Annotated in this window: 20 protein-coding genes; 11 read left to right on the top strand and 9 right to left on the bottom strand. The window is 65.7% G+C overall.

Going from position 1 to position 22,486, the window contains the following annotated elements; translation table 11 throughout:
• Positions 1–12: 12 nt before the first annotated feature.
• From C8J30_RS08805 to C8J30_RS08830, 6 genes are all read right to left on the bottom strand, one after another.
• Positions 13–1,239 (bottom strand): glycosyltransferase, encoded by a 1,227-nt coding sequence (locus C8J30_RS08805; protein WP_110805477.1) that lies wholly within the window; start codon positions 1,237–1,239, stop codon positions 13–15.
• Positions 1,236–2,828, bottom strand: a complete 1,593-nt coding sequence (locus C8J30_RS08810) for an ABC transporter ATP-binding protein (protein ID WP_110805478.1) — start codon at positions 2,826–2,828, stop codon at positions 1,236–1,238. The genes C8J30_RS08805 and C8J30_RS08810 overlap by 4 nt, the downstream gene beginning before the upstream one ends.
• The gene (locus C8J30_RS08815; RefSeq protein ID WP_110805479.1) at positions 2,825–3,931 is read right to left on the bottom strand and encodes an ABC transporter permease; all 1,107 of its coding nucleotides are present in this window, start codon (positions 3,929–3,931) and stop codon (positions 2,825–2,827) included. Before C8J30_RS08815 ends, C8J30_RS08810 begins: the two co-directional genes overlap by 4 nt.
• Positions 3,931–5,082, bottom strand: coding sequence for a microcin C ABC transporter permease YejB (locus tag C8J30_RS08820; protein WP_110805480.1), 1,152 nt, complete (start codon positions 5,080–5,082; stop codon positions 3,931–3,933). Before C8J30_RS08820 ends, C8J30_RS08815 begins: the two co-directional genes overlap by 1 nt.
• A 47-nt stretch (positions 5,083–5,129) precedes the next feature.
• Positions 5,130–7,022 (bottom strand): extracellular solute-binding protein, encoded by a 1,893-nt coding sequence (locus tag C8J30_RS08825; RefSeq protein WP_110805481.1) that lies wholly within the window; start codon positions 7,020–7,022, stop codon positions 5,130–5,132.
• Between the two features lie 123 nt (positions 7,023–7,145).
• Complete coding sequence (locus tag C8J30_RS08830) at positions 7,146–7,742, bottom strand: c-type cytochrome (RefSeq protein WP_245909737.1); 597 nt, start codon at positions 7,740–7,742, stop codon at positions 7,146–7,148.
• Positions 7,743–7,942: 200 nt separating this feature from the next.
• Here C8J30_RS08830 and C8J30_RS08835 point away from each other — a divergent pair, with 200 nt between their 5' ends.
• A complete protein-coding gene (locus tag C8J30_RS08835) occupies positions 7,943–8,782 on the top strand; it encodes a prephenate dehydratase (RefSeq protein WP_110805482.1) in 840 nt (279 codons plus the stop codon).
• Between the two features lie 153 nt (positions 8,783–8,935).
• Here the strand turns inward: C8J30_RS08835 and C8J30_RS08840 are convergent, their stop codons facing one another.
• The 3 genes from C8J30_RS08840 to C8J30_RS08850 form a co-directional block, all read right to left on the bottom strand.
• A complete protein-coding gene (locus C8J30_RS08840; protein WP_110805483.1) occupies positions 8,936–9,394 on the bottom strand; it encodes an SRPBCC family protein in 459 nt (152 codons plus the stop codon).
• A gap of 64 nt (positions 9,395–9,458) precedes the next feature.
• A complete protein-coding gene (gene nudC / locus C8J30_RS08845; RefSeq protein ID WP_110805484.1) occupies positions 9,459–10,391 on the bottom strand; it encodes an NAD(+) diphosphatase in 933 nt (310 codons plus the stop codon).
• Positions 10,392–10,831: 440 nt separating this feature from the next.
• A complete protein-coding gene (locus C8J30_RS08850) occupies positions 10,832–11,281 on the bottom strand; it encodes a nucleoside deaminase (protein ID WP_110805485.1) in 450 nt (149 codons plus the stop codon).
• A 119-nt stretch (positions 11,282–11,400) separates the two neighbouring features.
• On the opposite strand from C8J30_RS08850, the gene C8J30_RS08855 reads away from it, so the two are divergent.
• The 10 genes from C8J30_RS08855 (at position 11,401) to C8J30_RS08900 (ending at position 22,437) form a co-directional block, all read left to right on the top strand.
• On the top strand, positions 11,401–13,095 hold the full coding sequence (locus C8J30_RS08855; RefSeq protein WP_110805486.1) for a pseudouridine synthase: 1,695 nt from the start codon (positions 11,401–11,403) through the stop codon (positions 13,093–13,095).
• 163 nt (positions 13,096–13,258) lie between these two features.
• Positions 13,259–14,161, top strand: a complete 903-nt coding sequence (locus C8J30_RS08860) for a 5-bromo-4-chloroindolyl phosphate hydrolysis family protein (protein ID WP_110805487.1) — start codon at positions 13,259–13,261, stop codon at positions 14,159–14,161.
• A gap of 128 nt (positions 14,162–14,289) precedes the next feature.
• A complete protein-coding gene (locus tag C8J30_RS08865) occupies positions 14,290–15,003 on the top strand; it encodes a hypothetical protein (RefSeq protein ID WP_110805488.1) in 714 nt (237 codons plus the stop codon).
• Positions 15,004–15,026: 23 nt separating this feature from the next.
• Positions 15,027–16,193, top strand: coding sequence for a toxic anion resistance protein (locus C8J30_RS08870; protein ID WP_110805489.1), 1,167 nt, complete (start codon positions 15,027–15,029; stop codon positions 16,191–16,193).
• Entirely contained in the window at positions 16,190–17,134 is a 945-nt protein-coding gene (locus C8J30_RS08875; RefSeq protein WP_110805490.1) for a DUF2927 domain-containing protein, read from the top strand. The genes C8J30_RS08870 and C8J30_RS08875 overlap by 4 nt, the downstream gene beginning before the upstream one ends.
• Positions 17,135–17,142: 8 nt before the next feature.
• Positions 17,143–18,261 carry an SPFH domain-containing protein gene (locus C8J30_RS08880; RefSeq protein ID WP_110805491.1) on the top strand — a complete coding sequence of 373 codons (1,119 nt, stop codon included), beginning with the start codon at positions 17,143–17,145 and terminating at the stop codon, positions 18,259–18,261.
• Positions 18,262–18,264: 3 nt separating this feature from the next.
• Positions 18,265–19,392 carry a primosomal protein N' (replication factor Y) - superfamily II helicase gene (locus C8J30_RS08885; protein WP_110805492.1) on the top strand — a complete coding sequence of 376 codons (1,128 nt, stop codon included), beginning with the start codon at positions 18,265–18,267 and terminating at the stop codon, positions 19,390–19,392.
• 55 nt (positions 19,393–19,447) lie between these two features.
• Positions 19,448–20,371: a carbohydrate kinase family protein gene (locus C8J30_RS08890; protein ID WP_110805493.1), complete on the top strand. Its 924-nt coding sequence runs from the start codon at positions 19,448–19,450 to the stop codon at positions 20,369–20,371.
• Entirely contained in the window at positions 20,368–20,817 is a 450-nt protein-coding gene (gene dtd, locus C8J30_RS08895) for a D-aminoacyl-tRNA deacylase (protein ID WP_110805494.1), read from the top strand. The genes C8J30_RS08890 and dtd overlap by 4 nt, the downstream gene beginning before the upstream one ends.
• A gap of 294 nt (positions 20,818–21,111) precedes the next feature.
• Positions 21,112–22,437 (top strand): DEAD/DEAH box helicase, encoded by a 1,326-nt coding sequence (locus tag C8J30_RS08900; RefSeq protein ID WP_181420820.1) that lies wholly within the window; start codon positions 21,112–21,114, stop codon positions 22,435–22,437.
• Positions 22,438–22,486 lie beyond the last annotated feature (49 nt).

Here is a 22,486-nt window from a genome sequence, read left to right on the forward strand (position 1 = left end):
CACCGAGCCTGCTCAGCCCAGAGTGCCGCCCGCGGTTTCGACGAATTCGATCAGCCGCGGCAGGCACTGCGTCTGCAGATCATATTTCGCCACCACCGAGGCCCGGGCCGCCTTGCGCATCTCGAGGTAAGCCTCGGGCCGCGCCAGCGCATCGGTCAACGCCGCCGACCAGCCCTTGATGTCGAAGAAATCGACGAGCCGCCCGTTCACCCCGTCCTCGATCACCTCGCGCAGCGGCGCCGTGTCCGAGCCGATCACCATCGCGCCCGCCGACATCGCCTCCATCAGCGACCAGCTGAGGACAAAGGGATAGGTCAGATAGGCATGCGCCCGGCCGACCTGCATGATCGAGACGAAATCGGCATAGGCCACGCGGCCCAGAAAATGCACCCGCCTCAGATCGAGACGATCCTTCACCTCATCGAGGAATTTCTGCTTCCACGAGCCTTCGGCCGGGGCCGCGCCATAGCTTTGCCCCTCTTCGCCGATGATCAGCACCTGCGCCTCGGGCCGCGCCGCCAGCACCTCGGGCAGCGCGCGCATGAAGGTGTGATAGCCACGATAAGGTTCAAGCGAGCGGTTGGTGAAGGTCAGCACCTCGTCGCCCGCGCGGAGCGTCAGGCTGGTGCCCTGCACGGTATAGCTGGCCTCGGGGTTCGGCATCAGCCGCTCGGTGTTCACCCCGTCATGGCAGATGGTGATCTTCGCGCGCAGCTCCGGCGGGAAGGTCGAGGCCTGAAACTCGGTCGGCGACAGCGCCGCATCGGCCTGCACGATCGACTGGATCAGATGCGCCGAGCGCGCCGTGGTGGAAATCCGGTTTTCAAGGCCGGGCTTGGCGAATTCCGGGTCGAAATCGGTGTCCAATCCGGTCGTCTTGTACATCAGCTCGGCATAGACGAGGAGCTTCGCCTCGGGCCAGACCTCGCGCAGAAACAGCGTCTCGCCCCAGCCCGGATGGCCGAAGATCACATCGGGCACATAGTTGTGCTGCGTGCGCAGCTGCCGCGCCGCAAAGGCCGCGCGCATGCCGCGCTCGCAGACATCGGCATACATTTTCGTCAGCCGCGGCTCCAGCTTCACCTCGGCGGGCTTGCGGTATTTCACCACCTTCACCGGCGCGGGGCGGTTGTTGGTTTCCGTCGTCAGCGCCAGAATGTCGTGCCCGCGCGCGGCCAGCGCCGGGGCGAGATGCGGAAACTGGCCGGGGAAATTCTGATGAACGAACAGGATTTTCATGCGGTTTTTCCCAAAGCCGCGGCGATCAGCGCGCGGGTGTAATCGGTAACGGGTCGTTCGAAAATCTGCGCCGCGGGACCGGCTTCGACCACGCAGCCTTCCTTCATCACCATGATCTTGTGCGCCATCGCCCGCACCACACGCAGATCGTGGCTGATGAAAAGATAGGCCAGACCGTGGCGGCGCTGCAAGTCGCGCAAAAGGTCGACGATCTGCACCTGCACCGTCATGTCAAGCGCCGAGGTCGGCTCGTCCAGCACCATCACCCGCGGCCGCAGGATCATCGCCCGCGCGATCGCGATGCGTTGCCGCTGCCCGCCGCTGAATTCATGCGGATAGCGCGCCATCGCCGCCGGGTCGAGACCGACCTCGGTCATGATCTCGGCCACCATCTCGCGCCGGTTCCGCCCCGGTTCGACACCATGCACCGTCAGCCCCTCGGCGATGATCTGCTCGATCGTCATGCGAGGGGAAAGGCTGCCGAAGGGGTCCTGAAACACGATCTGCATGTCACGGCGCAGCGGCCGCAGCTGCTTGGCCTGCCAGTGCGAGATCTCTTGCCCGGCAAAGCGGATCGGCCCCTCGCTTTCGATGAGCCGCATCAGGGCGAGCGCCAGCGTCGTCTTGCCCGAGCCGGATTCGCCGACGATGCCAAGGGTTTCCCCCGCCCGCACCGTCAGGCTGGCTTCGTTCACCGCCTTGATGTGCCCGACCGTCCGGCGCAAAAGCCCGCGCTTGATCGGGAACCAGACCTTCAGCGCCTCGGTCGACAGCAGCGTTTCCGCGCCCTCACGCACCGGCTCGGCGCGGCCTTTCGGCTCGGCCGCCAGAAGCTTCTTCGTGTAGGGGTGCTGGGGATTGGCGAAGATGTCTTCGGTCGCGCCCTGCTCGACGATCTCGCCTTGCGACATCACGCAGACCTTGTCGGCGATGCGGCGCACCACCCCCAGATCGTGGCTGATGAACAGCAGGCTCATCCCCAGATCGCGTTTGAGTTCCGCCAGAAGATCAAGGATCTGCGCCTGAATCGTCACATCGAGCGCCGTCGTCGGCTCGTCCGCCACCAGCAGTTCCGGCCCGTTCGCCAGCGCCATCGCGATCATCACCCGCTGCCGCTGCCCGCCCGAAAGCTGGTGCGGCAGATCGGCCAGACGGCTTTCCGGGTTCGAAATGCCGACCCGGGTCAACAGTTCGAGGATCCGCGCCCGCGCCGGGGCACCGCTCAGCCCCTGATGCAGCGCGAGGCTTTCCCCGATCTGTTTCTCGATCGAATGCAAGGGGTTGAGCGAGGTCATCGGCTCCTGAAAGATGAAGCTGATGTCATTGCCGCGCACCGCGCGCAGCGTCGGCTCGCTCGCCCCCACCATCTCGCGGCCGAGATAGGTGACCGAGCCCTCGACCTTGGCATTGGCCCCCAGAAGCGCCACAGTGGAGAGCGCCGTGACCGACTTGCCCGAGCCGGATTCGCCCACCAGTGCCACGGTCTCGCCCTTGGCGACGGTGAAGCTGACACCCTTGACGGCCAGCGCCTCGCGGCCCTCCTGACGGAAGCTGACGCGCAGGTTGTCGACGGAAAGAACGGCAGTCATTTGAACACCTTGCGCGGGTCAAAGGCGTCGCGCAGGCCCTCGAAGACGAAGACGAGCAGCGAGAGCATGGTGGCGAAGGTGACGAAGGCGGTGAAGGCGAGCCAAGGCGCCTGCAGGTGCTGTTTCGCCTGCAAGGCCAACTCGCCAAGGCTGGGCGCGGAGGACGGCAGCCCGTAGCCCAGATAATCCAGCGTCGCGAGGCCCGAGATCGCCCCGGTGATGACGAAGGGCAGCATCGTGATCGTCGCCACCATCGCATTGGGCAGGATGTGGCGGAACATGATCACCCGATCCGACACGCCCAAGGCGCGGGCGGCGCGGACATATTCGAAGTTGCGCGCGCGCAGGAATTCGGCCCGCACGACGCCCGTCAACGCGGGCCAGCCGAAAAGGATTGTCACCCCGACAAGCAGCCAGAACGACCGACCCAAGATCGCGAAGAGGATGATGATGACGTAAAGCGAGGGGGTGGAGGACCAGATTTCCAGCAGGCGTTGGAAGATCAGATCGACCTTGCCGCCGAAATAGCCCTGCACCGCCCCCGCCGCGACGCCCAGCACGGAGGAGACCGAGGCGACGATCAGCGCAAACGCGACCGAGATGCGGAAGCCATAGATCACCCGCGCCGCCACATCGCGCGCGGTGTCGTCGGTGCCCAGCCAGTGCTGCCCATCGGGGGCCGAGGGCGCGGTGCCGACGTCGTTGATGGTGCGGTAGTGGTAGGGAATGACCGGCCAGAGCATCCAGCCTTTTTCAATGGCTTCGCCCGCGACGGTGCCGGTGGTCTCGGCTTCCTTGCGGGTCTCTTCGGGGGTGTCCCAGCATTCCTGCCGCCCGCCGGTGACGATCAGGCATTGCACGGCCGGGTCGGTGTAGATCGCCTCGGTGCGGGAATCGCCGCCAAAGGCGGTTTCCGGGTAGAACTTGTAAACTGGGAAGAACGTCTCGCCCCGGTAGCGCACGACGATCGGGTGATCGTTGGCGATCAGTTCCGCAAACAGCGACAGCAGGAACAGCGTCGAGAACAGGATCAGCGACCAGAAGGCGCGGCGGTTGGCGCGGAAATTGCGCCAGCGGCGCTCTGCGAGGGGCGACAAAGCCATCAACCGGCCCTCCGTTCGAAGTCGATGCGCGGATCGACGAGGGTATAGGTGATGTCGGAGATGATCCCGATCACCAGCGAAATCAGGCCGAACGCATAAAGCGAGCCGAAAACAAGCGGATAGTCGCGCTCGACCGCGGCTTGGTAGCCAAGCAGGCCAAGCCCGTCGAGCGAGAACATCGTCTCGATGATCAGCGAGCCGGAGAAGAGGACCGACAGGAACAGCCCCGGAAACCCGGCGATCACGATCAGCATGGCGTTGCGGAAGACATGGCCATAAAGCACGCGGCCCTCGGTCAGGCCCTTGGCGCGGGCGGTCATCACATATTGCTTGTTGATCTCGTCGAGGAACGAGTTCTTCGTCAAAAGCGTCAGGGTGACGAAGGACGACAGCGTGATCGCGATCGTCGGCAGGCAGATGTGCCAGAGGTAATCCAGCACCTTGCCCCCCATCGAGAGCGTGTCGAAATCATCCGAGGTCAGCCCCCGCAGCGGGAAGATCTTCCAGTAGCTGCCGCCCGCGAACAGCACCATCAAGAGGACGGAAAACACAAGCGTCGGAATGGCATAGGCGACGATGATCGCGGCCGAGGTCCAGGTGTCGAAGCTGGTGCCGTCCTTCACCGCCTTGCGGATGCCCAAGGGGATCGAGATCAGATAGGCAAGCAATGTGGACCACAGGCCGAGCGAGATCGAGACCGGCATCTTGTCGATCACCAGCTCCACGACGGTCTTGTTCTTGAAGAACGAAGTGCCGAAATCAAAGCGCAGGTAATCGCCCATCATCTTGAAGAAGCGCTCGTAAGCCGGGATCTTTTCGCGATGGCAGGCGGGGTCCTTGAGGTTCGGCGTGCCGGTGAAGCCTTCATCGCAGGTGATGCGCGAAAAGCCCATCTGCACCTCGAGCTGCGCCAGCAGGTCCGGGGAAATCCCCCGCGCGCCCTGATAGCCCATGTCCTCGGCCGATTGGCTCTGGCCCGCATCGGCGCCGCCGGTCAGGTTGCGCGTCGCATCGGACTCGCCCTGCACCCGGGCGATGATGCTTTCGATCGGCCCGCCCGGCACGAATTGCGTCAGCGCGAAATTGATCAGCATGATGCCGAAAAGCGTCGGCAAAACCAGCATCAACCGCCGCAGGATATAGGCGCCCATCGTTCCCTTGCCTTGCAGTTTTGCGACATTTCAGCGGGCCTGAAGCCCTAGAGCGCCCCTGCCGCTTTCAGTTTTGCAGCCTTGTCGGCGTTATACCACCAGAAGTCCAGCTCTCCCAGAGAATAGGGCGGAAGCTGGGCCGGGTGCTCGTACATGTCATAATAGGCGACGGTGTGGCTGTCCTTGAACCACTGCGGCACCCAGAAATACAGCGCCCGCAGCGCCCGGTCGAGCGCATGAACGCGGACCGCCAATTCCTCTTTCGTCGTCGCTTCCTCGACCTTGCGGATCAGCGCGTCGATGGCCGGATTGGCGATGCCCGCCAGATTGAAGGCGTCCTTGGTCGCGCCCGAGCCGAAGTATTGCTGCAGCCCCGCGCCGGGCAAAAGTTCCTGCCCGAAATGCCCGGTGATCAGGTCGAAATCATGCCGCGACTTGCGCTCCTGATATTGCGCATCATCGACCCGGAAGTTCACCGCATCGACCCCAAGCGCGCGCAGGTTTTCCACGAAAGGATTGATCACGCGATCGAAGCTCTGGTCATCATTGATGAATTCGACATGCAGCAACTCGCCCTTGGCGTTGCGCCGCATCCCGTCATCGCCCGCGACCCAGCCCGCCGCCTCCAGAAGCGCCGCCGCCTTGCGCATGTTGCCCCGGTCGAGCTGACGCTTGCCCGAGACCGGCGCCAACACCGCCGGATCGGTCAGAACGCCTTCGGGCAAATCCTTGGCGAGCGGCGTCAGCAGCGCCAGCTCCGCCTCCGAGGGCGGTCCCGAGGCCGCCAGATCAGAGTTCTCCCAAGGCGAATTGATCCGCTTGTAAAGGCCGTAGAACAGCGTCTCGTTCGACCAGTCGAAGTTGAACATCAACCCCAAAGCCTGCCGCACGCGGATATCCTGGAACTTCGCGCGCTCGAGATTGATCGCCCAGGCCTGACCGCTGGCCACACTGCCATCGGGCAGTTGCGCCTTGACCACATGTCCGGCTTTCAACGCCGGAAAGTCATATTGCGTCGCCCAGATGATCGAGCTCGCTTCGTTGCGGAAGGTGTAGCTGCCCGCCTTGAACCCTTCGAAGGCGGATTGGTAATCGCCGTAATACTCGACCCGGATGCGGTCGAAATTGTTGCGGCCCAGATTGATCGGCAGCGTTTCCCCCCAATAGGCCGGGTTGCGCTTCCAGACCACGGTCTGGCCCATCTTGAAACTGTCGAGCATGTAAGGACCGGAGCCCATCAGCTCGACCTGCGCGGGCTTTTCCAGATCGATCTTGTCGCGCGCGAACTGCGCCTTGGAAAAGACCGGGAAGCCGCCCGCCGACTGGATGATGTCGCGACGCGGATAGTCGGGCTTGAAGGTGAATTTGATGCGGCGCGCGTCCAGCACCTCGACCGAGGCGATCTGCTGCGCGACGATGGCGCGGAAGCTCGACAACCCCTTGTCGCGCATGGTTTCATAGGAAAAGAGCACATCCTCGATCGTCAGCGGCGTGCCGTCCGAGAAGGTGATGCCGGGGCGCAGGGTGAAGATCACCCAATCGCGCGAGGGCGGATATTCGAAGCTTTCGCACAGCAGGCAATAGGCCTCGCCCACGGTGTCGGCGGTGCCGGTGAGCATGCTTTCCTGCGGCGCGCTGGCCATCGGCGCCGCGCGGCCCTCGATCGTGTAGGGGTTGAAGTTGTCAAAGCCGTAGCCGGTCCATTCGGAGATCTCGCCGCCCTTAGGGGCCTCGGGGTTCACATAGTCGAGATGCTTGAAATCGGGCGGATATTTCACTGTGCCAAGGGTGGCGATGGCCGCGGCGGTGATCGTCTCCTCGGCGCGCAGCTGCCCCGAAAGACCGGCCGCCAGAAGCATCGCCACGAGCCCGCCGCCCAGCGCGCGGGCCATCGCCGCCCGCCGATCCTGCACCGCAACCCGAACTGCCGCTTTCGCCATGACATTCTCCCTTTTGCCTCACTAAAGGGCGAAGGGCGCGCGGGGGCAAGTTGCAAAGATGTGAGGGCGGCAAAATGAAAGGGCCGCCCCCGCGGGACGGCCCCTTTTGTACTGTGGATGAGATCAGCGCGGCAGCGTGTTCAGATAGGCGATCACGTTGGCACGGTCGGCCGCATCCGGGATGCCCGCGAAGGACATCTTGGTGCCGGGCACTTCGGCCTTCGGGCTGACCAGATAGATGTCGAGACGATCGGGCGTCCAGTTGCCGACATGGGCCTTCATGGCCTTCGAATATTTGAAGCCTTCGACGGTCGCGGTGGCACGGCCGATGACGCCGTTCAGATGCGGGCCGATGGCGTTCTTGCCGTCGATCTTGTGGCAGGCCTTGCAGGTCTTGCCGAAATAGGTCTCGCCAGCTTTCGCGTCGCCGGTGATCGTGGCCGGATCGACCTCGACATAGGCGGGCGGCGGCGGCGCGGCGGGCTCAGCCGGCTCGGCGGCAGCTTCGGCGGCGGGCGCAGCAGCGGCAGGCGCGGCGGCGGTTTGGACAGCAGCCTCGTCGACCGAGGGCAGCAGGGCCTTCCCGTCCGCACCAACCGCAACGGCGGTGGCCGGCCGCGTCGCGAAGAGCGAGTTGGAAAGCATGTAGATGAACCCGTAGAACAGAGCCACGGCGAACAGCGTGACCCCAATCTTCGTGATGTGCGTCTTGACGAGCATGGCTCCCCCGGCGGTTGGCATCTGAAGTTGACGCATCTACGCGCTTCGACCGGCACATTTCAAGGTTCATTCGCGTGGCAATTGGCGTTTGAGCCGCGATAAAAAGGCGCGGATCAGGGGCTTGACGGCATATCGACGCTTTTCTTGGCCCGGTCTTTGCGACATCAAGGGGCCGGACCGACTGGCAAAGGAATGCAAGCATGGCGGGAAATGGCGTGATCGCCTTTCAGGGTGAATTGGGGGCCTATTCGCACGAGGCCGCGAACCTGGCACGGCCGGGGATGGAGCCCCTGCCCTGCGCCACTTTCGAAGAGGTGATCGATGCGGTGCGCGACGGCCGGGCAGAGCTTGCCATGCTGCCGGTCGAAAACTCGACCTATGGCCGGGTAGCCGACATCCACCGGCTCTTGCCGGAATCGGGGCTGCATATCCTTGACGAGCATTTCCTGCGCGTGCGCATCGCACTGATGAGCCTGCCGGGCACGACGCTGAGCGATATCAAGCATGTGCGGGCGCATCTGGTGCTGTTGCCGCAATCGGCGCGCTTCCTGCGCGAGCATGGCATCGCGGGTCATGCCGCCGCCGACAGCGCAGGCGCCGCGGCCGATCTCGCCCGGACCCGCACCCCGGGCGAAGGGGTTCTGGCCTCGGAACTCGCCGCCTCGATCTACGGGCTCGACGTGCTTGCCCGCGACATCGAGGACCACGGCCACAACACCACCCGCTTCCTGGTGATGGGGCGCGAACCCGATGACAGCCGCCGCGCCGCGCGCATGATGACCACCTTCGTCTTCGAGGTGCGCAACATCCCGGCCGCGCTTTACAAGGCGATGGGCGGCTTTGCGACGAATGGCGTGAACATGACGAAGCTCGAAAGCTACATGCTCGACGGCTCCTTCACCGCGACGCAATTCTACGCCGATATCGAGGGCCATCCCGAGGATGAAAACGTGCGCCTCGCGCTCGACGAGCTGCGCTATTTCACCTCTTATCTCCACATTCTGGGCACCTATCCGGCCGATCCGCGCCGACAGGAATGAAGAAGGGGGGCGTTGCCCCCCGTCCTTCGGACTCCCCCCAGCGTAGTTTCACCAAGAAGAAAGCCGCTGTTTCTTCTTGGGAGAAATACGCCGCAGGGGTGAATTGGCCGCAGGCCAAGAGGGGGGCGCGCAGCCACCCCCTGCCCCGTCCGCTCAGGTGCTGCGGCTTTCGAGATCACGCAGGAAGCTCTTGATCCGTTCGTCGTAGCGACGGTCAAGATTGGCCCGGCCCAGCCGCGCCGATTGCAGCAGCAGCCGACCGCCGAGCGTGCGCGGCTTCACTTCCAGCACGGTCGACATCCGGCTGCGGGCCGGCGCGAGCGCGGTGAATTCCAGCACCAACGTCACCTCGAACCCCGCGGAGGTGCCGCTGTAATCGATCCGCGCCGGGGCCTCGAACCGGGTGACGTCGACAACCATCTGCCGCGGCTTGCCGCGCAGCCGGAAGCCCACGTTCCAGGACATGCCCGCGGCCTTTTCCGCCAGCGAATCGAGGCGGCGCATCACCACCCCCTTTTGCAATGCGGCGCGTTCAAGGGACGGAATATCGGTGAGTTGCGCGAAGAGCTGGTCGGCGGGCAAGGCCACGTCGACGCGGTTGCTGAATTTCATGCCTGCCTCCAAGGACGTGGCTGCTTTGACCACCCGATTCCCTTGCCCAAAGCCCCGTCAGCTGTCAATCGGCCGGGGGCGCAAGCCAGTCCAGCAGCATCCAGCGTGCAACAGTCCCGGGCCGGGACGGGCGGATCTCGGGGTCGCTGCCCGCCAGAATCGCAGCCAGACGCGACCGCGGCACCCAGATCGCGGCTTCGATTTCGCTCGGATCGACGGTGATCACGTCGCTTTCGGCTTCACCCGCGCAGCCCAGCATCAGCGAGGCCGGAAACGGCCAGGGCTGCGCCGCCAGGAACCGCACCGGGCCGACGCGGATGCCGGTTTCTTCGAAAACCTCGCGCCGGACCGCCGCCGCGGGGGTCTCGCCCGGCTCCATGAACCCGGCCGGGCAGGAGAACATGCCCTCGGGCCAGCCCGGAGAGCGGGCGAGCAAGACGTGATCTTCGCGGGTGATGCGCATGATCACCACCGGATCGGTGCGCGGAAATTGCACCCGGCCACAAGCCGGACAATCGCGCTGCCAACCGGCATGGCTGATCGCCGTCGCCCCGCCGCAGGCCGGGCAGAAACCGTGAAACTGGTGCCAGGCGATCAGCCCGCGCGCCGTCGCCGCAAGCTCGGCCGAGCGGGCGCAAAGCCGCGGCATCACCCAGCGCAGATCGGCCCGTTCGGCCGCCGCGGGCAGCGCGGTCTCGGGCAGATCGAGCGCGAAGACCGGGGTCTCGCCGATCAGGCCCAGAAACAGCCGCGACACCGCTTGATGTTCTGCAGGCGCAGCCGACCAGAGGCCCAGCCCGGTGGCCGGATCGGCCGCAGTGCCCTCGGGCGTCATCAGCACCTCGCCCGCAATGAAGCCGATGCAGCGCGCCGCCGGATCGGCCCAAAGCGCCGCCAAAGCCGCGGCATCGGCGCGCAGTTTCGCCGCCCGATCCAGACCGGAGCCATCCTCGGGACCGGTAAAACCCAGAAACTCCTGCTCAATCGGCCCCGTCATCGCGTCACTCCGGCTTTCCTGCGCCGGTTCTGGCACGGGCCTGCCCGCTTGGCCAGTCACGCCCGCGCGCGCAGCCCCCCGGCACGCCGCGGGAATCGGCCCCCGGATGGCCCGTTCGTTGCTGATGTGCTGCAATTTGAGGCAATGACCCGGAAAAGAGGCTTCGTTTCGGATCACTGCCGGTTTTTGCGCCGCAAGTTCCGCCTTGTCGATTCCCTTCGGCGCCGCGCTGCGGCAAGGTCAAGAAAAGGAAGAAAAAAGTCCGACAGGGGACCCCGCACCGAAAAGGTGCAAGACTGACGATGCACCGCAAGGTGCTGACCCATCTGGCCGCGCGAGGCGGCCTTGGGGCGACGTGGCCTCCTCCTCCCTGCCACGTCGCCCCGACGAATCTTGGGCCCCGACGAATCTTTGCCCCCGACGAATCCCGGGCCCGACTCTCAGCGTCGCGCGGCGAAGAAATCCTTCAGAAGCTTTTCGGCAGGATCGGCGGCGATGCCGTCATAGACCTCGGGCACATGGTGGCATTGCGGATGCGCGAAGATCCGCGGCCCCTGTGCCACGCCGCCGGATTTCGGATCGCCCGCCCCGTAATAGAGCCGTGCGATCCGCGCATTCGACAGCGCCGCCGCACACATCGGACAGGGTTCGAGCGTCACGTAAAGGTCGTACCCCACCAGCCGCTCCGATCCCAAAGCCGCGCAAGCCGCGCGAATCGCAAGGATTTCCGCATGTGCCGTAGGGTCGTTCAATTCCCGCGTGCGATTGCCCGCGCGGGCGACGACCGCGCCCGAAGGGGCGACGATCACCGCGCCCACCGGCACTTCGCCGCGCGCGGCGGCGGCCTCGGCTTCGGCCAGCGCGGCCTGCATGTGGCTCTTGAACTGCATCGCCCTTCATCCCCCGCAAACCCTGCCTGATCAAGCCGCTTTCCAAAGCTGCATGAGAGGTGTAGGAAGGCACCTCCGCCCGCGATGGTCGCGCGCCCCCTCCCCTTGAAGGATCGGTCATGACAAATACGAATGAAACCCCCGCCCCGACTCTGACTGCCGATACGGCCGAACGCATCGCCAAGGTGATTGCGCGCTCGGGCGTCGCCTCGCGCCGCGATGCGGAAAAGATGATCCTTGCGGGCCGGGTGACGGTGAACGGCAAAAAGGTCGAGACCCCCGCGCTGGATGTGAAGCCCAGTGACAAGGTGGTGATCGACGGCAAGCCGATCGACGCGCCGCAGGAAACCCGGCTCTGGCTCTATTATAAACCGCTTGGCCTTGTGACGACCGAGAAGGACGATCAGGGCCGCCGCACGATTTTCGACGAAATGCCCGAGGAAATGCCGCGGGTGCTGAATGTCGGTCGGCTCGATCTCAATTCCGAAGGGCTGTTGCTTTTGACGAACGACGGCGGGCTGAAGCGTCGGCTCGAGCTGCCGGAAACCGGCTGGCTGCGCAAATACCGCGTCCGGGTGAACGGCCGCCCGACGACCGAGACCTTTGATCCGCTGCGCCGGGGCATCACCATCGATGGCGAGGATTTCCAGCCGATGGAAGTGTCGCTGGACCGCCAGCAGGGCGCGAATGCCTGGCTGACCGTCGGCATCCGCGAAGGCAAGAACCGCGAGATCCGCCGCGCCATGGGCGAGGTCGGCATGACGGTGAACCGGCTGATCCGGGTCAGCTACGGCCCGTTCCGGCTGAACGACATGGAACCGGGCGCCGTGGTCGAGGTGAAGCGCAAGATGCTGCGCGACCAGCTGGGCGACCGGCTGTTGTCGGGGATCGAGGATGGCAAGCCGCCGCGGTCGGAACGGATGGCGCCGAAGCCGGGCGCGCGCCGGCCGCGTCCCGAGGGGGGCGAGGGCGACGAGCGCAAGGGCTTTGGCCGTCAGCGCGATTTCGCGGGCGCCGAGGGCGACCGCAAGCCGAAATCGTTCGGCATGAAATCGCATCGCGAGGACGGAGAGCGCAAGCCGTTCGAGCGCCGTGAGGATGGCGAGCGCAAGCCCTTTGCCCGTCGCGAAGATGGTGATCGCAAACCCTATGCGCGCCGCGAGGATGGCGACCGCAAGCCCTACGCTCCGCGCGATGGCGAGAAGAAGCCCTATGCGCGTCGTGAGGATGGTGACCGCAAGCCCTACGCCCCGCGCGATGGCGAGAAGAAGCCCTACGCCCGTCGCGAGGATGGCGACCGCAAGCCCTACGCTCCGCGCGATGGCGAGAAGAAACCTTACGCCCGTCGCGAGGATGGCGACCGCAAACCCTACGCCCCGCGGGATGGCGAGAAGAAGCCCTACGCCCGTCGCGAGGATGGCGACCGCAAACCCTATGCGCCGCGGGATGGCGAGAAAAAGCCCTATGCCCGTCGTGAGGATGGTGACCGCAAGCCCTACGCTCCGCGCGATGGCGAGAAAAAGCCCTATGCCCGTCGCGAGGATGGCGACCGCAAACCCTATGCGCCGCGCGATGGCGAGAAGAAGCCTTACGCCCGTCGCGAAGATGGCGATCGCAAGCCCTATGCGCCGCGGGACGGCGAAGGCGGCAAATCCTTCGGGCCGCGCGGCGGCAAGCCCGGCTTCAAATCCGAGGGCTTCAAAAGCCACGGCGGCGGGAAACCGGGCAGCAAACCGCGCTCGGAAGGGTTCAAGAGCCATGCGAGCGGCGACAAGCGGCCCTTTGGCGGCAAGCCCGGCCCGAAACGCGGCTGAGCCCTGCGGCGGCAAGCCCCTTCAAACCCGGCCCGGTTGCGCCTACCTTGAGCGCAACCGGCAACCGGCGGAGGGCCCATGTCGCGCAAAACCGTGCAAACCATCGCTTTCGGACTGCTTCTGGCGCTGATCTTCTCGGTCGCGCTGAAAGGCACGGTCTGAGATGGCACAACGTTTCGGCGGCAAATATTCGCCCCAGCCGATGGCGCCCGAAAAGGGCTTTCCCGGCGTTGCCCCCGACAGGCTGCCCGACCCTGCCCCGCGCCACCGCCTTGCGGGACGCCCGGTCTGGCTGGCGGCGGCGGCTTTCCCCTTTCTCTTCAATGCCTTTGGCGATGGCCCCGTGGCGCTGGCGCGCAATCTTGGCGCCTTTGCCGTCGTCGGCCTTGCCGCCTTCCTGTTTCGCGAGGGCCTGAAAGCCGAAGCCACCTGGGAGGCGCGCAAGACCGCCCGCCGCCCGGCCGTGCCGCGCAAGGCTCTGGGCGCGGTCACGCTTGGCGTCGGTCTTGCCCTTGGCGCGCAGGCGCCCGACCTTGGCCTGATCGGCGCGGGCGTGGTTGCGGCCGTGGGCGTGGCGCTTGGCCTGATCGCCTTCGGCCTTGATCCGATGCGGGACAAGGGGATGGAGGGGATCGACCCGTTTCAGCAGGATCGCGTCGCCAAGGTGGTGGCCGAGGGCGAAAAGCATCTGGAGGCCCTGCGCGACGCCATCGCGCGGATCGACGACGCCCGCCTGACCGCCCGGACCGAGGCTTTCGCCGCCTCCGCCCGCGGGCTGTTCCGCGCGGTCGAGGAGGACCCGGGCGATCTGACCGCGGCGCGGCGCTACATGACCGTCTATCTGCAAGGCGCCCGCGACGCCGGGGTGAAATTTGCCGATCTCTGGGCGAGCAGCCGTGATGGGCAGGCGCGGACCGAATTTGAATCGCTGCTGGATGATCTCGAGGCGAATTTCACCGCCCGCACCAAGGCGCTGCTGGAAAGCGGCCGCGAGGGGCTCGACATCGAGATCGAGGTGCTGCGCGACCGGCTCGCGCGCGACGGTGTGACAGCGCCGCGCAGCTAGGCATCGTTTCGCCAAAGGAAACGGCGCGTTCTTCGCAAAACGCCTGTTTTCCCGGCGAATTTCGCAGCTTGGCCACAAATCGGCCGCACCTGCCAACGACCTTGGCAACGTAGTGTCAAAGGTGCCCCATGCCGCAGAACACCCCCCCGCCCCGAATTTCGGCCACCGCATTCCTTGCGTTTGCGTCGGGCCTTTCGCTTTCGGCCCCCGCCGCCTTCGGTGCCGAGCCGCAGGTTCTTTCGGCGCTGCGCGTTGCGTTTTGGCACCTGCCCGGCAGCACCACGGTGTTTCTGGCCACGCCACTCGCGCTCGCCGCGGTGCTGTTTCACCGCCCGCTGATCAGCAACCTCCATGCGCTGGCGGTCGGCCTGTCGATCCGGGCCTCGGCGCTGCAGCCGGCGCCGAAGGCAACGGAGGCGCCGCTTGACCCCCTCGCCCCGGCCAAGCATCTGGCCGAAGGTGGCGCGCTGGCCGATCTGGTGAAGCTGCGCATGACCGAGGTGCACCGCCAGCTGCGTCGTCTGGCCCCGGAGCTGCTGCCGGTCTTTGCCGATTGTCGCGCCGCGCAGGTGCGCCTTTTGCATGATCTGCGCAACCGCCCCGCCGAGGCGCGGCTCGATGCCGAAACCGGGCTGATCGGCGCGCTTGTGCAGATCGAAACCGCGACCCGTAAACTTTCGGTTGTCCTTCCCGACACGACGAAGGAATATGCCCTTGGCAACTATGCCGATACGCTCGAAAAAGTCACGGGCGAGACGCTGGATTGCCTGATCGCGCTGCGCGCCCGCTCCAAGGGCGCACAGCGTGGGGTGCAGATCGGGGGCGAGGTCGATCCGGCCTGACATCGCGCCCCAAGGGGGTGAGCATGACCGAGACCGTCCGCGCCGAGGCAGCCAAGGCGCTTGCCGAGATTGAAACCGTCACCGCGACGCCATTGGCCGAGCCTGCCCCGCCACCGGTGCCGCTCGCCGAAGCCCCGCCGCCCGTGGCAGAGGCGATCCGCGCCCGGATGGCAGAAATCGATCTGCGCGACACTGGCTCGATCACCCAGTTCGGCACCAAGGCGCAGGTCGAATTGCAGGCGATCTCGCAGGAGATGCTGGCCGATGTCCGCGCCAAGGATCTGGGCGCGGCGGGTGACAGCCTTTCAGCGCTGGTGACGACGATCCGCGGCTTTTCCGAGGAAGAGCTGGACGTGCGCCGCGAACGCTCGCTCTGGGACAAGCTGACCGGCCGCGCGGCGCCCTTTGCGAAATTCGTCGCCCGCTACGAAGAGGTGCAGGGCCAGATCGACAGCATCACCGATGCGCTGCTGGGGCATGAACAGCGGCTTCTGGTCGATATCAAGGCGCTGGATCGGCTTTATGAAAAGACCCTGAAATTCTATGACGACCTGGCGCTTTACATCGCCGCGGGCGAAGCGAAGATCGCCGAGACCGACCGCGCCGACATTCCCGCCAAGGAAGCCGCTGTCGCTGCCGCATCGGAGGCCGACAAGATGCTGCGGGCGCAGGAGCTGCGCGATCTGCGCGCCGCGCGCGACGATCTGGAGCGCCGCGTGCATGATCTGAAGCTGACGCGGCAGGTCACGATGCAGTCGCTGCCCTCGATCCGGCTTGTGCAGGAAAACGACAAGAGCCTCGTCACGAAGATCAATTCGACGCTCGTGAACACGGTGCCGCTGTGGGAAACGCAGCTGGCGCAGGCGGTGACGATCCAACGCTCGGCCGATGCGGCAAAAGCGGTGAAAGAGGCGGCCGATCTGACGAACGAGCTCTTGGCGGCGAATGCGAAGACCCTGCGCGAGGCCAATGCGACGGTGCGCACGGAAATGGAGCGCGGCGTCTTTGACATCGCGGCGATCCGCGGCGCCAATGCCGAGCTGATCGCGACGATCGAGGACAGCCTGCGCATCGCCGACGAGGGCAAGCGGCATCGCGCCGAGGCCGAGACCGAGTTGAAGACCCTGGAAGCGACGCTGCGCGAGACCCTGTCTGCGGCGCGGGCAAAGCCGGTGCAGGCCAAGGAATGAAGCACGGTCAAAGGCTTGCGGGAGTGCTTGCGCTTTGCACGGCGCTCTCGGGCTGTTTCGACGGGCCGGGGGGCGGGATGGATCGATCCCCCCGCCCCGAACCTTCGCCCGTCGCGCCGGTCTCGGTCAGCCCGCGCAGTGCCGAAAGCCTTGCCGTCGAGGCCTATTACCGCCAGGTCGAGGCGACGCTGCGCAGCCGCGGGCTGATGCGCGTCGATGTCGCCCCGCGCGATGCGCCCTTTGCCACGCATCAGCTGATCGACAACTTCATCCACATCGCGCTTTACGATGAATATTCTTCTTTCGCAGGCACTTACATCGCGCAGACCCGGGCTTCGCGGCTGCGGCGCTGGGAAGTGCCGGTGCAGATGAAGGTCAGCTTCGGCGACTCGGTGCCGCTGGCGCAGCGCGCCCATGATCAGGCGATGATCTCGGCCTATGCGGGCCAGCTGGCCACGGCCACGCGCCATCCGGTCTCGGTGGTGAAAGAGGGCGGGAATTTCGACGTTCTGGTGGTGAACGAGGACGAACGCCGCGCGCTGGCACCGCGGCTGATGCAGCTGGTGCCCGGCATCGACGCCGCCTCGGTCTCGGCGATCACCAATCTTGCCCCCTCGACCTTCTGCGTCGTCTTCGCTTTCTCCGAGGGCGATGCCCCCGACTACAACCATGCCGTTGCGGTGATCCGTGCCGAACACCCGGATCTTCTGCGCCGCTCCTGCGTGCATGAAGAACTGGCGCAAGGTCTTGGACTTGCAAACGATTACCCGAGTGCGCGGCCCTCGATCTTCAACGATGACGAGGAATTCGCGCTGCTCACCCGGCAGGACGAGCTTCTGTTGCAGATGCTCTACGACCCGCGCCTGCGCCCCGGCATGACCGAAGCCGAGGCACGGCCGATCATCACCGATATCGCCACCGAACTGACCGGCGGCAGCTAGGAGGACCCATGGGCATTCTCGATTTCCTGACCGGCGAATTCATCGACGTCATCCATTGGGTCGATGACACGCGCGATACGATGGTCTGGCGCTTCGAGCGCGAGGGCCATGCGATCAAATACGGCGCGAAGCTGACCGTGCGCGAGGGTCAGGCGGCGGTTTTCGTGCATGAAGGCCAGCTGGCCGATGTCTTCGGGCCGGGGCTGTATCAGCTTGAAACCAACAACATGCCGATCCTGACGACGTTGCAGCACTGGGACCACGGCTTCCAGTCGCCCTTCAAGTCCGAGATCTATTTCATCAACACCACCCGTTTCACCGATCTGAAATGGGGCACGAAGAACCCGGTGACCTGCCGCGATCCGGAATTCGGCCCGGTGCGGCTGCGCGCCTTTGGCACCTATGCGATGCGCGTGGTGGAACCGGCTGTTTTCATGAAGGAAATCGTCGGCACGGATGGCGAGTTCACCGCCGACGAGATCAGCTTCCAGATCCGCAACGTGATCGTGCAGGAATTCTCGCGGGTGATGGCTTCGGCAAAGATCCCGGTGCTCGACATGGCGGCGAATACGGCCGACATGGGCAAGCTGGTGGCGGGGGCCATCGATCCGGTGATCAAGGCCTATGGCCTGTCGATCCCGGAATTCTACATCGAAAACATCAGCTTGCCCGAGGAAGTCGAGAAGGTTCTGGATCAGCGGACCTCGATGGGGATCGTGGGCGATCTGAACCGGTATATGCAGTTCAACGCCGCGCAGGCGGTGTCGCAGCCGGGCAGCCCGATGGGCACGGCGATGGGGATGGGCATGGGGGCAGGAATGGGCATGAACATGGCCGCCGGGCCTTGGGGGGCAGCCCCCGCCGCCGCGCCCGCCGCTGCACCCGCGGCCATGGCCCCGCCGCCGCCCCCGCCGCCCAGCGAGACCGTCTGGCATGTCGCGGCGAACGGGCAGACGACCGGCCCCTTTGCCCGCGCGCAGCTCGCTGCGATGATCACCGCGGGCGGCTTTACCCGGGCAAGCCTCGTCTGGGCGCCGGGTCAGGAGGGCTGGAAAGCCGCCGCCGAGCTTCCGGAACTGGCCGCGCTCTTCGCCACCGTGCCGCCGCCGCCCCCGCCCGGGGTGTAAGCCATGGCCCTGCCCAAGGTCACCCGCGACAAGACCGAGCATCATACGCCCTGCGAGGCCTGCGGCGCCGATCTGCGCTTCGCCCCCGGCCAGGAAAAGCTGCTTTGCGATCATTGCGGCCATGAACAGGCGATCCCGCGGGCGCTGGGACGGGGGCAGTCGGGGCTTGTCGAACTGCCGCTCGAGGCGGGTCTGTCGGCGCGGCTTCCGGGCGATGCCATGCAGGACAGCCGGACGCTGAAATGTCCGAATTGTGCTGCATTGATCGAGATAACCGGGGCAAATCATGCGGGCCAATGTCCGTTTTGTGCAACTCCGGTGGTGACCGACACGGGCCTGACGCGGCAGATCAAACCGCAGGGCGTGGTGCCTTTTGCCCTGACCGAGGCAGAGGCCCATGCGGCGCTGAGCAAATGGCTCGCCGGGCTCTGGTTCGCGCCGTCGGGGCTGACGCAATATGCCCGCAAGGGGCGCAAGATGACTGGCGTCTATGCGCCGTTCTGGACCTTCGACGCCGAGACGCGTTCGCAGTACACCGGCGCGCGCGGAGATGCCTATTACGAGACCGAGCAGGTCGAGGTCGAGGTGAACGGCCGCCGCGAGACCCGGACCGAACAGGTGCGGCGGGTCAACTGGACCCCGGTCGCGGGTCGGGTCGCGCGTGATTTCGACGATGTCGTGGTCTATGCCTCACGCTCACTGCCCCCCGCTTACATGGCGGCACTGCAGCCTTGGGACCTCTCGGCGCTGACGCCCTACAACCCGGATTATCTCGCCGGATTCGAGGCCGAAGGCTACACGGTCGATCTGTCCGAGGGCCACGATCAGGCGCGGACCGAGATGGCGCGGGTGATCGACATGGATGTGCGCCGCGATATCGGCGGCGACGAGCAGCGCGTGGCCACGATCAACACCGATTTTGCGGCCGAGACCTTCAAGCATATCCTGCTGCCGATCTGGACCGCCGCCTATAAATATCGCGACACCTCCTATCGGTTCGTCGTGAACGCCCAGACCGGTCAGGTGCGCGGCGACCGGCCCTGGTCGGCCTGGAAGATCGCTTTTGCGGTCATTCTGGCGGCGATTGCGGTCGGCGTGGGGGTCTGGCTCTACAATATTCAACATCACTGATTTATTGCGCCCTGCCCGGCTTGGCGCTATGTCTCGCGCAAACGGGGAGGGAACGATGATCCTGAGTTGTGGCGAAGCGCTGATCGACATGTTGCCGCGGCAAAGCACGGCGGGCGAAGCGGCTTTCGCGCCCTATGCGGGCGGGTCGGTGTTCAACACGGCCATCGCGCTAGGCCGTCTGGGGGCAGAGGCCGGGTTCCTGTCAGGGATCTCGACAGATCTCTTCGGCGAAGTGCTGATCGAGACGCTGGCCGCGTCCAAAGTTGATGCCGGGCTCTCGATCCGCTCCGACCGACCGACGACGCTGGCCTTCGTCAAGCTTGTCGATGGCCACGCAAGCTACGCATTTTACGACGAAAATACCGCGGGCCGGATGATCACGCCCGCCGAGCTTCCGGCCATCCCGGCCGCGGTCAAGGCGATGTTCTTCGGCGGCATCTCGTTGCCCGTCGATCCCTGTGGCGGCACCTATGAGGCGCTGATGGCGCGCGAGGCCGCCAGCCGAGTCACCATGCTCGATCCGAACATCCGTCCGGGCTTCATCCGCGACGAAGCCGCCTATCGCGCGCGGCTGAACCGGATGATCGCGCTGGCCGATATCGTGAAAGTCTCGGACGAGGATCTGCGCTGGCTCGAGGGACCGGGCGAGATCGAGGCTTTGGCCCGCGGTCTTCTGGCCCGCGGCACGAAGCTCGTCTTCGTCACCGAGGGCAGCACGGGCGCCCATGCCTTCAGCGTCGAACTTTCCCTTTTCGAACCTTCACACAAGGTCACGGTCGTCGATACCGTTGGCGCCGGCGACACGTTCAACGCGGGCGTTCTGGCCGCGCTCGACCGGGCGGACAAGCTGACGAAAGCCGAGGTCGCAACCGCCGATGCCGCGCTGATCTCGGCCTGCCTGACGCTGGGCAATGCCGCCGCCGCGATCACCGTCAGCCGCGCAGGCGCCAACCCGCCCTGGGCGGAGGAGCTGAAATGAGGGCGCTCATCCAGCGGGTCCGGCGCGCAAAAGTCGAGGTGGATGATCGGGTTACGGGCGAGATTGAACAGGGTCTTCTGATCCTTGTCTGCGCCATGCAGGGCGATACCGAGACCGAGGCCGAGAAGCTTGCCGGGCGGATTGCGAAGCTGCGCATCTTCAAGGACGAGGCCGGAAAGATGAACCGCTCCGTCACCGATATCGGCGGCGCCTGCCTTGTGGTCAGCCAGTTCACCTTGGCGGCCGACACCTCGCGCGGCAACCGCCCGGGCTTCTCGACCGCTGCCCCGCCGGAAGAGGGCAACCGGCTCTACTTGAAGTTTTCGAACCTTCTGCGCGATCTCGGCCTGCCGGTCGCAAATGGGGAATTCGGCGCCGACATGGCGGTCAGCCTGCTCAATGACGGCCCCGTCACGATCTGGATGGATACGGCCGACCGCGCCTGATCGATCGGCGCGGATGACGGCGCCCGATTGACGAAGATTTTGCGGATTGCCTTGACTTTGAGGCGATCCGCGCCCATGTGGCAGTCATCCCGCCTTCGCTGCCGCGTGAGCAGCCGCTTTCCGCATGAAAGCACGATCGGGACAATTGGCCTCACATTCACGCGGGGGGCCGGGTGCAACGCCTTGCACCGCCCGCCCGCCACCGCCCCCGCCCGGGGGCATGATCCTTTGCGCGCATCTGCGCCACGAAAGACGAACCCTTTGGAAACGTTTGAAAACCTCGGCCTTGCGCCGATGCTCCTGAAAAATCTGGCCGGGCTTGGCCTGACCAAACCCACGCCGATTCAGGCGAAAGCCATCCCGCATATCGTGCGCGGCCGCGACATCCTCGGCCTCGCCCAGACCGGCACCGGCAAGACCGCCGCCTTCGGCCTGCCGATGCTGACGCGCATCCTCGCCTATGGCAAACGGCCCGCCCCGAAAACCGTGCGCGCGCTGATCCTGGCCCCGACCCGCGAACTGGCGACGCAGATCCACGACAACCTGGCCGCCTATGCCGAAGGCGCCCCGGTGCGCATCCAGCGCGTCGTTGGCGGCGCTTCGATCAACGTGCAGTCGGAGAAACTCTCCAAAGGCTGCGACGTGCTGATCGCGACGCCGGGCCGCCTGATCGACCTGATCGAGCGCCGCGCTCTGGTGCTGAGCGAGACGAAATATCTCGTGCTCGACGAGGCCGATCAGATGCTCGACATCGGCTTCATCCATGCGCTGCGCCGCATCGCGAAGCTGATCCCGGCCGAACGGCAGACGCTGCTGTTCTCGGCCACGATGCCGAAACTGATGGAGGAACTCGCGGAAAGCTACCTCTCGGACCCGATCCGGGTCGAGGTTGCCCCCCCCGGCAAGGCCGCCGAAAAGATCGATCAGGGTGTGCATTTCACCACCCAGGGCGAAAAGGCGACGCTGCTGGCCGAGTATATCTCGCGCCATCCGGGCGAGCTGGCGGTGGTCTTCAACCGCACCAAGCATGGCTCGGACAAGCTGGCCAAGCTTTTGGAAAAATGGGGATTTTCGGTCACCGCGATCCATGGCAACAAAAGCCAGGGACAGCGGGAACGGGCGCTCTCGTCCTTCCGCGCCAGCGAAGTGCAGGTGCTGGTGGCGACCGATGTGGCGGCGCGCGGGCTCGATATTCCGCAGGTCGCGCATGTCTACAACTACGACCTGCCGAACGTGCCGGAAAACTACGTCCACCGCATCGGCCGCACCGCGCGAGCCGGGCGTGACGGGCGCGCGGTGGCCTTCTGCGGCCCGCTCGAGATGACCGACCTGCGCGCGATCGAGGCCGCGATGGGCGCGAAGATCCCGGTGATCGGCGGCGAAGCGCATGCCGAGGGCGGCTCGCGTCCGGCCCCGGGGCGCAGCGGTCAGCAGAAGAAGCCGCATCGCGGTCAGGGTCCGAAACCCGCCCGCGACGGCGAAGCGAAACAGGCCCGCAAGCCCGAGGCCAAAGCTGCGGCGAAACCGGCAGCAAAACGCGGCGGTCGTGCCGAAGGCCATGCCCCCACGGGCGGTCAGGCCGCGCCGAAACGTCCGGCGCGGGCCCAGCGCGGTCACTGAGACCTGATGCGGGGGCAGATGCCCCCGCCTCCCCTCTTGTGTGCCCGGG

The sequence above is a fragment of the Rhodobacter viridis genome (genome assembly GCF_003217355.1).
Taxonomy (GTDB): Bacteria; Pseudomonadota; Alphaproteobacteria; order Rhodobacterales; family Rhodobacteraceae; genus Rhodobacter; species Rhodobacter viridis.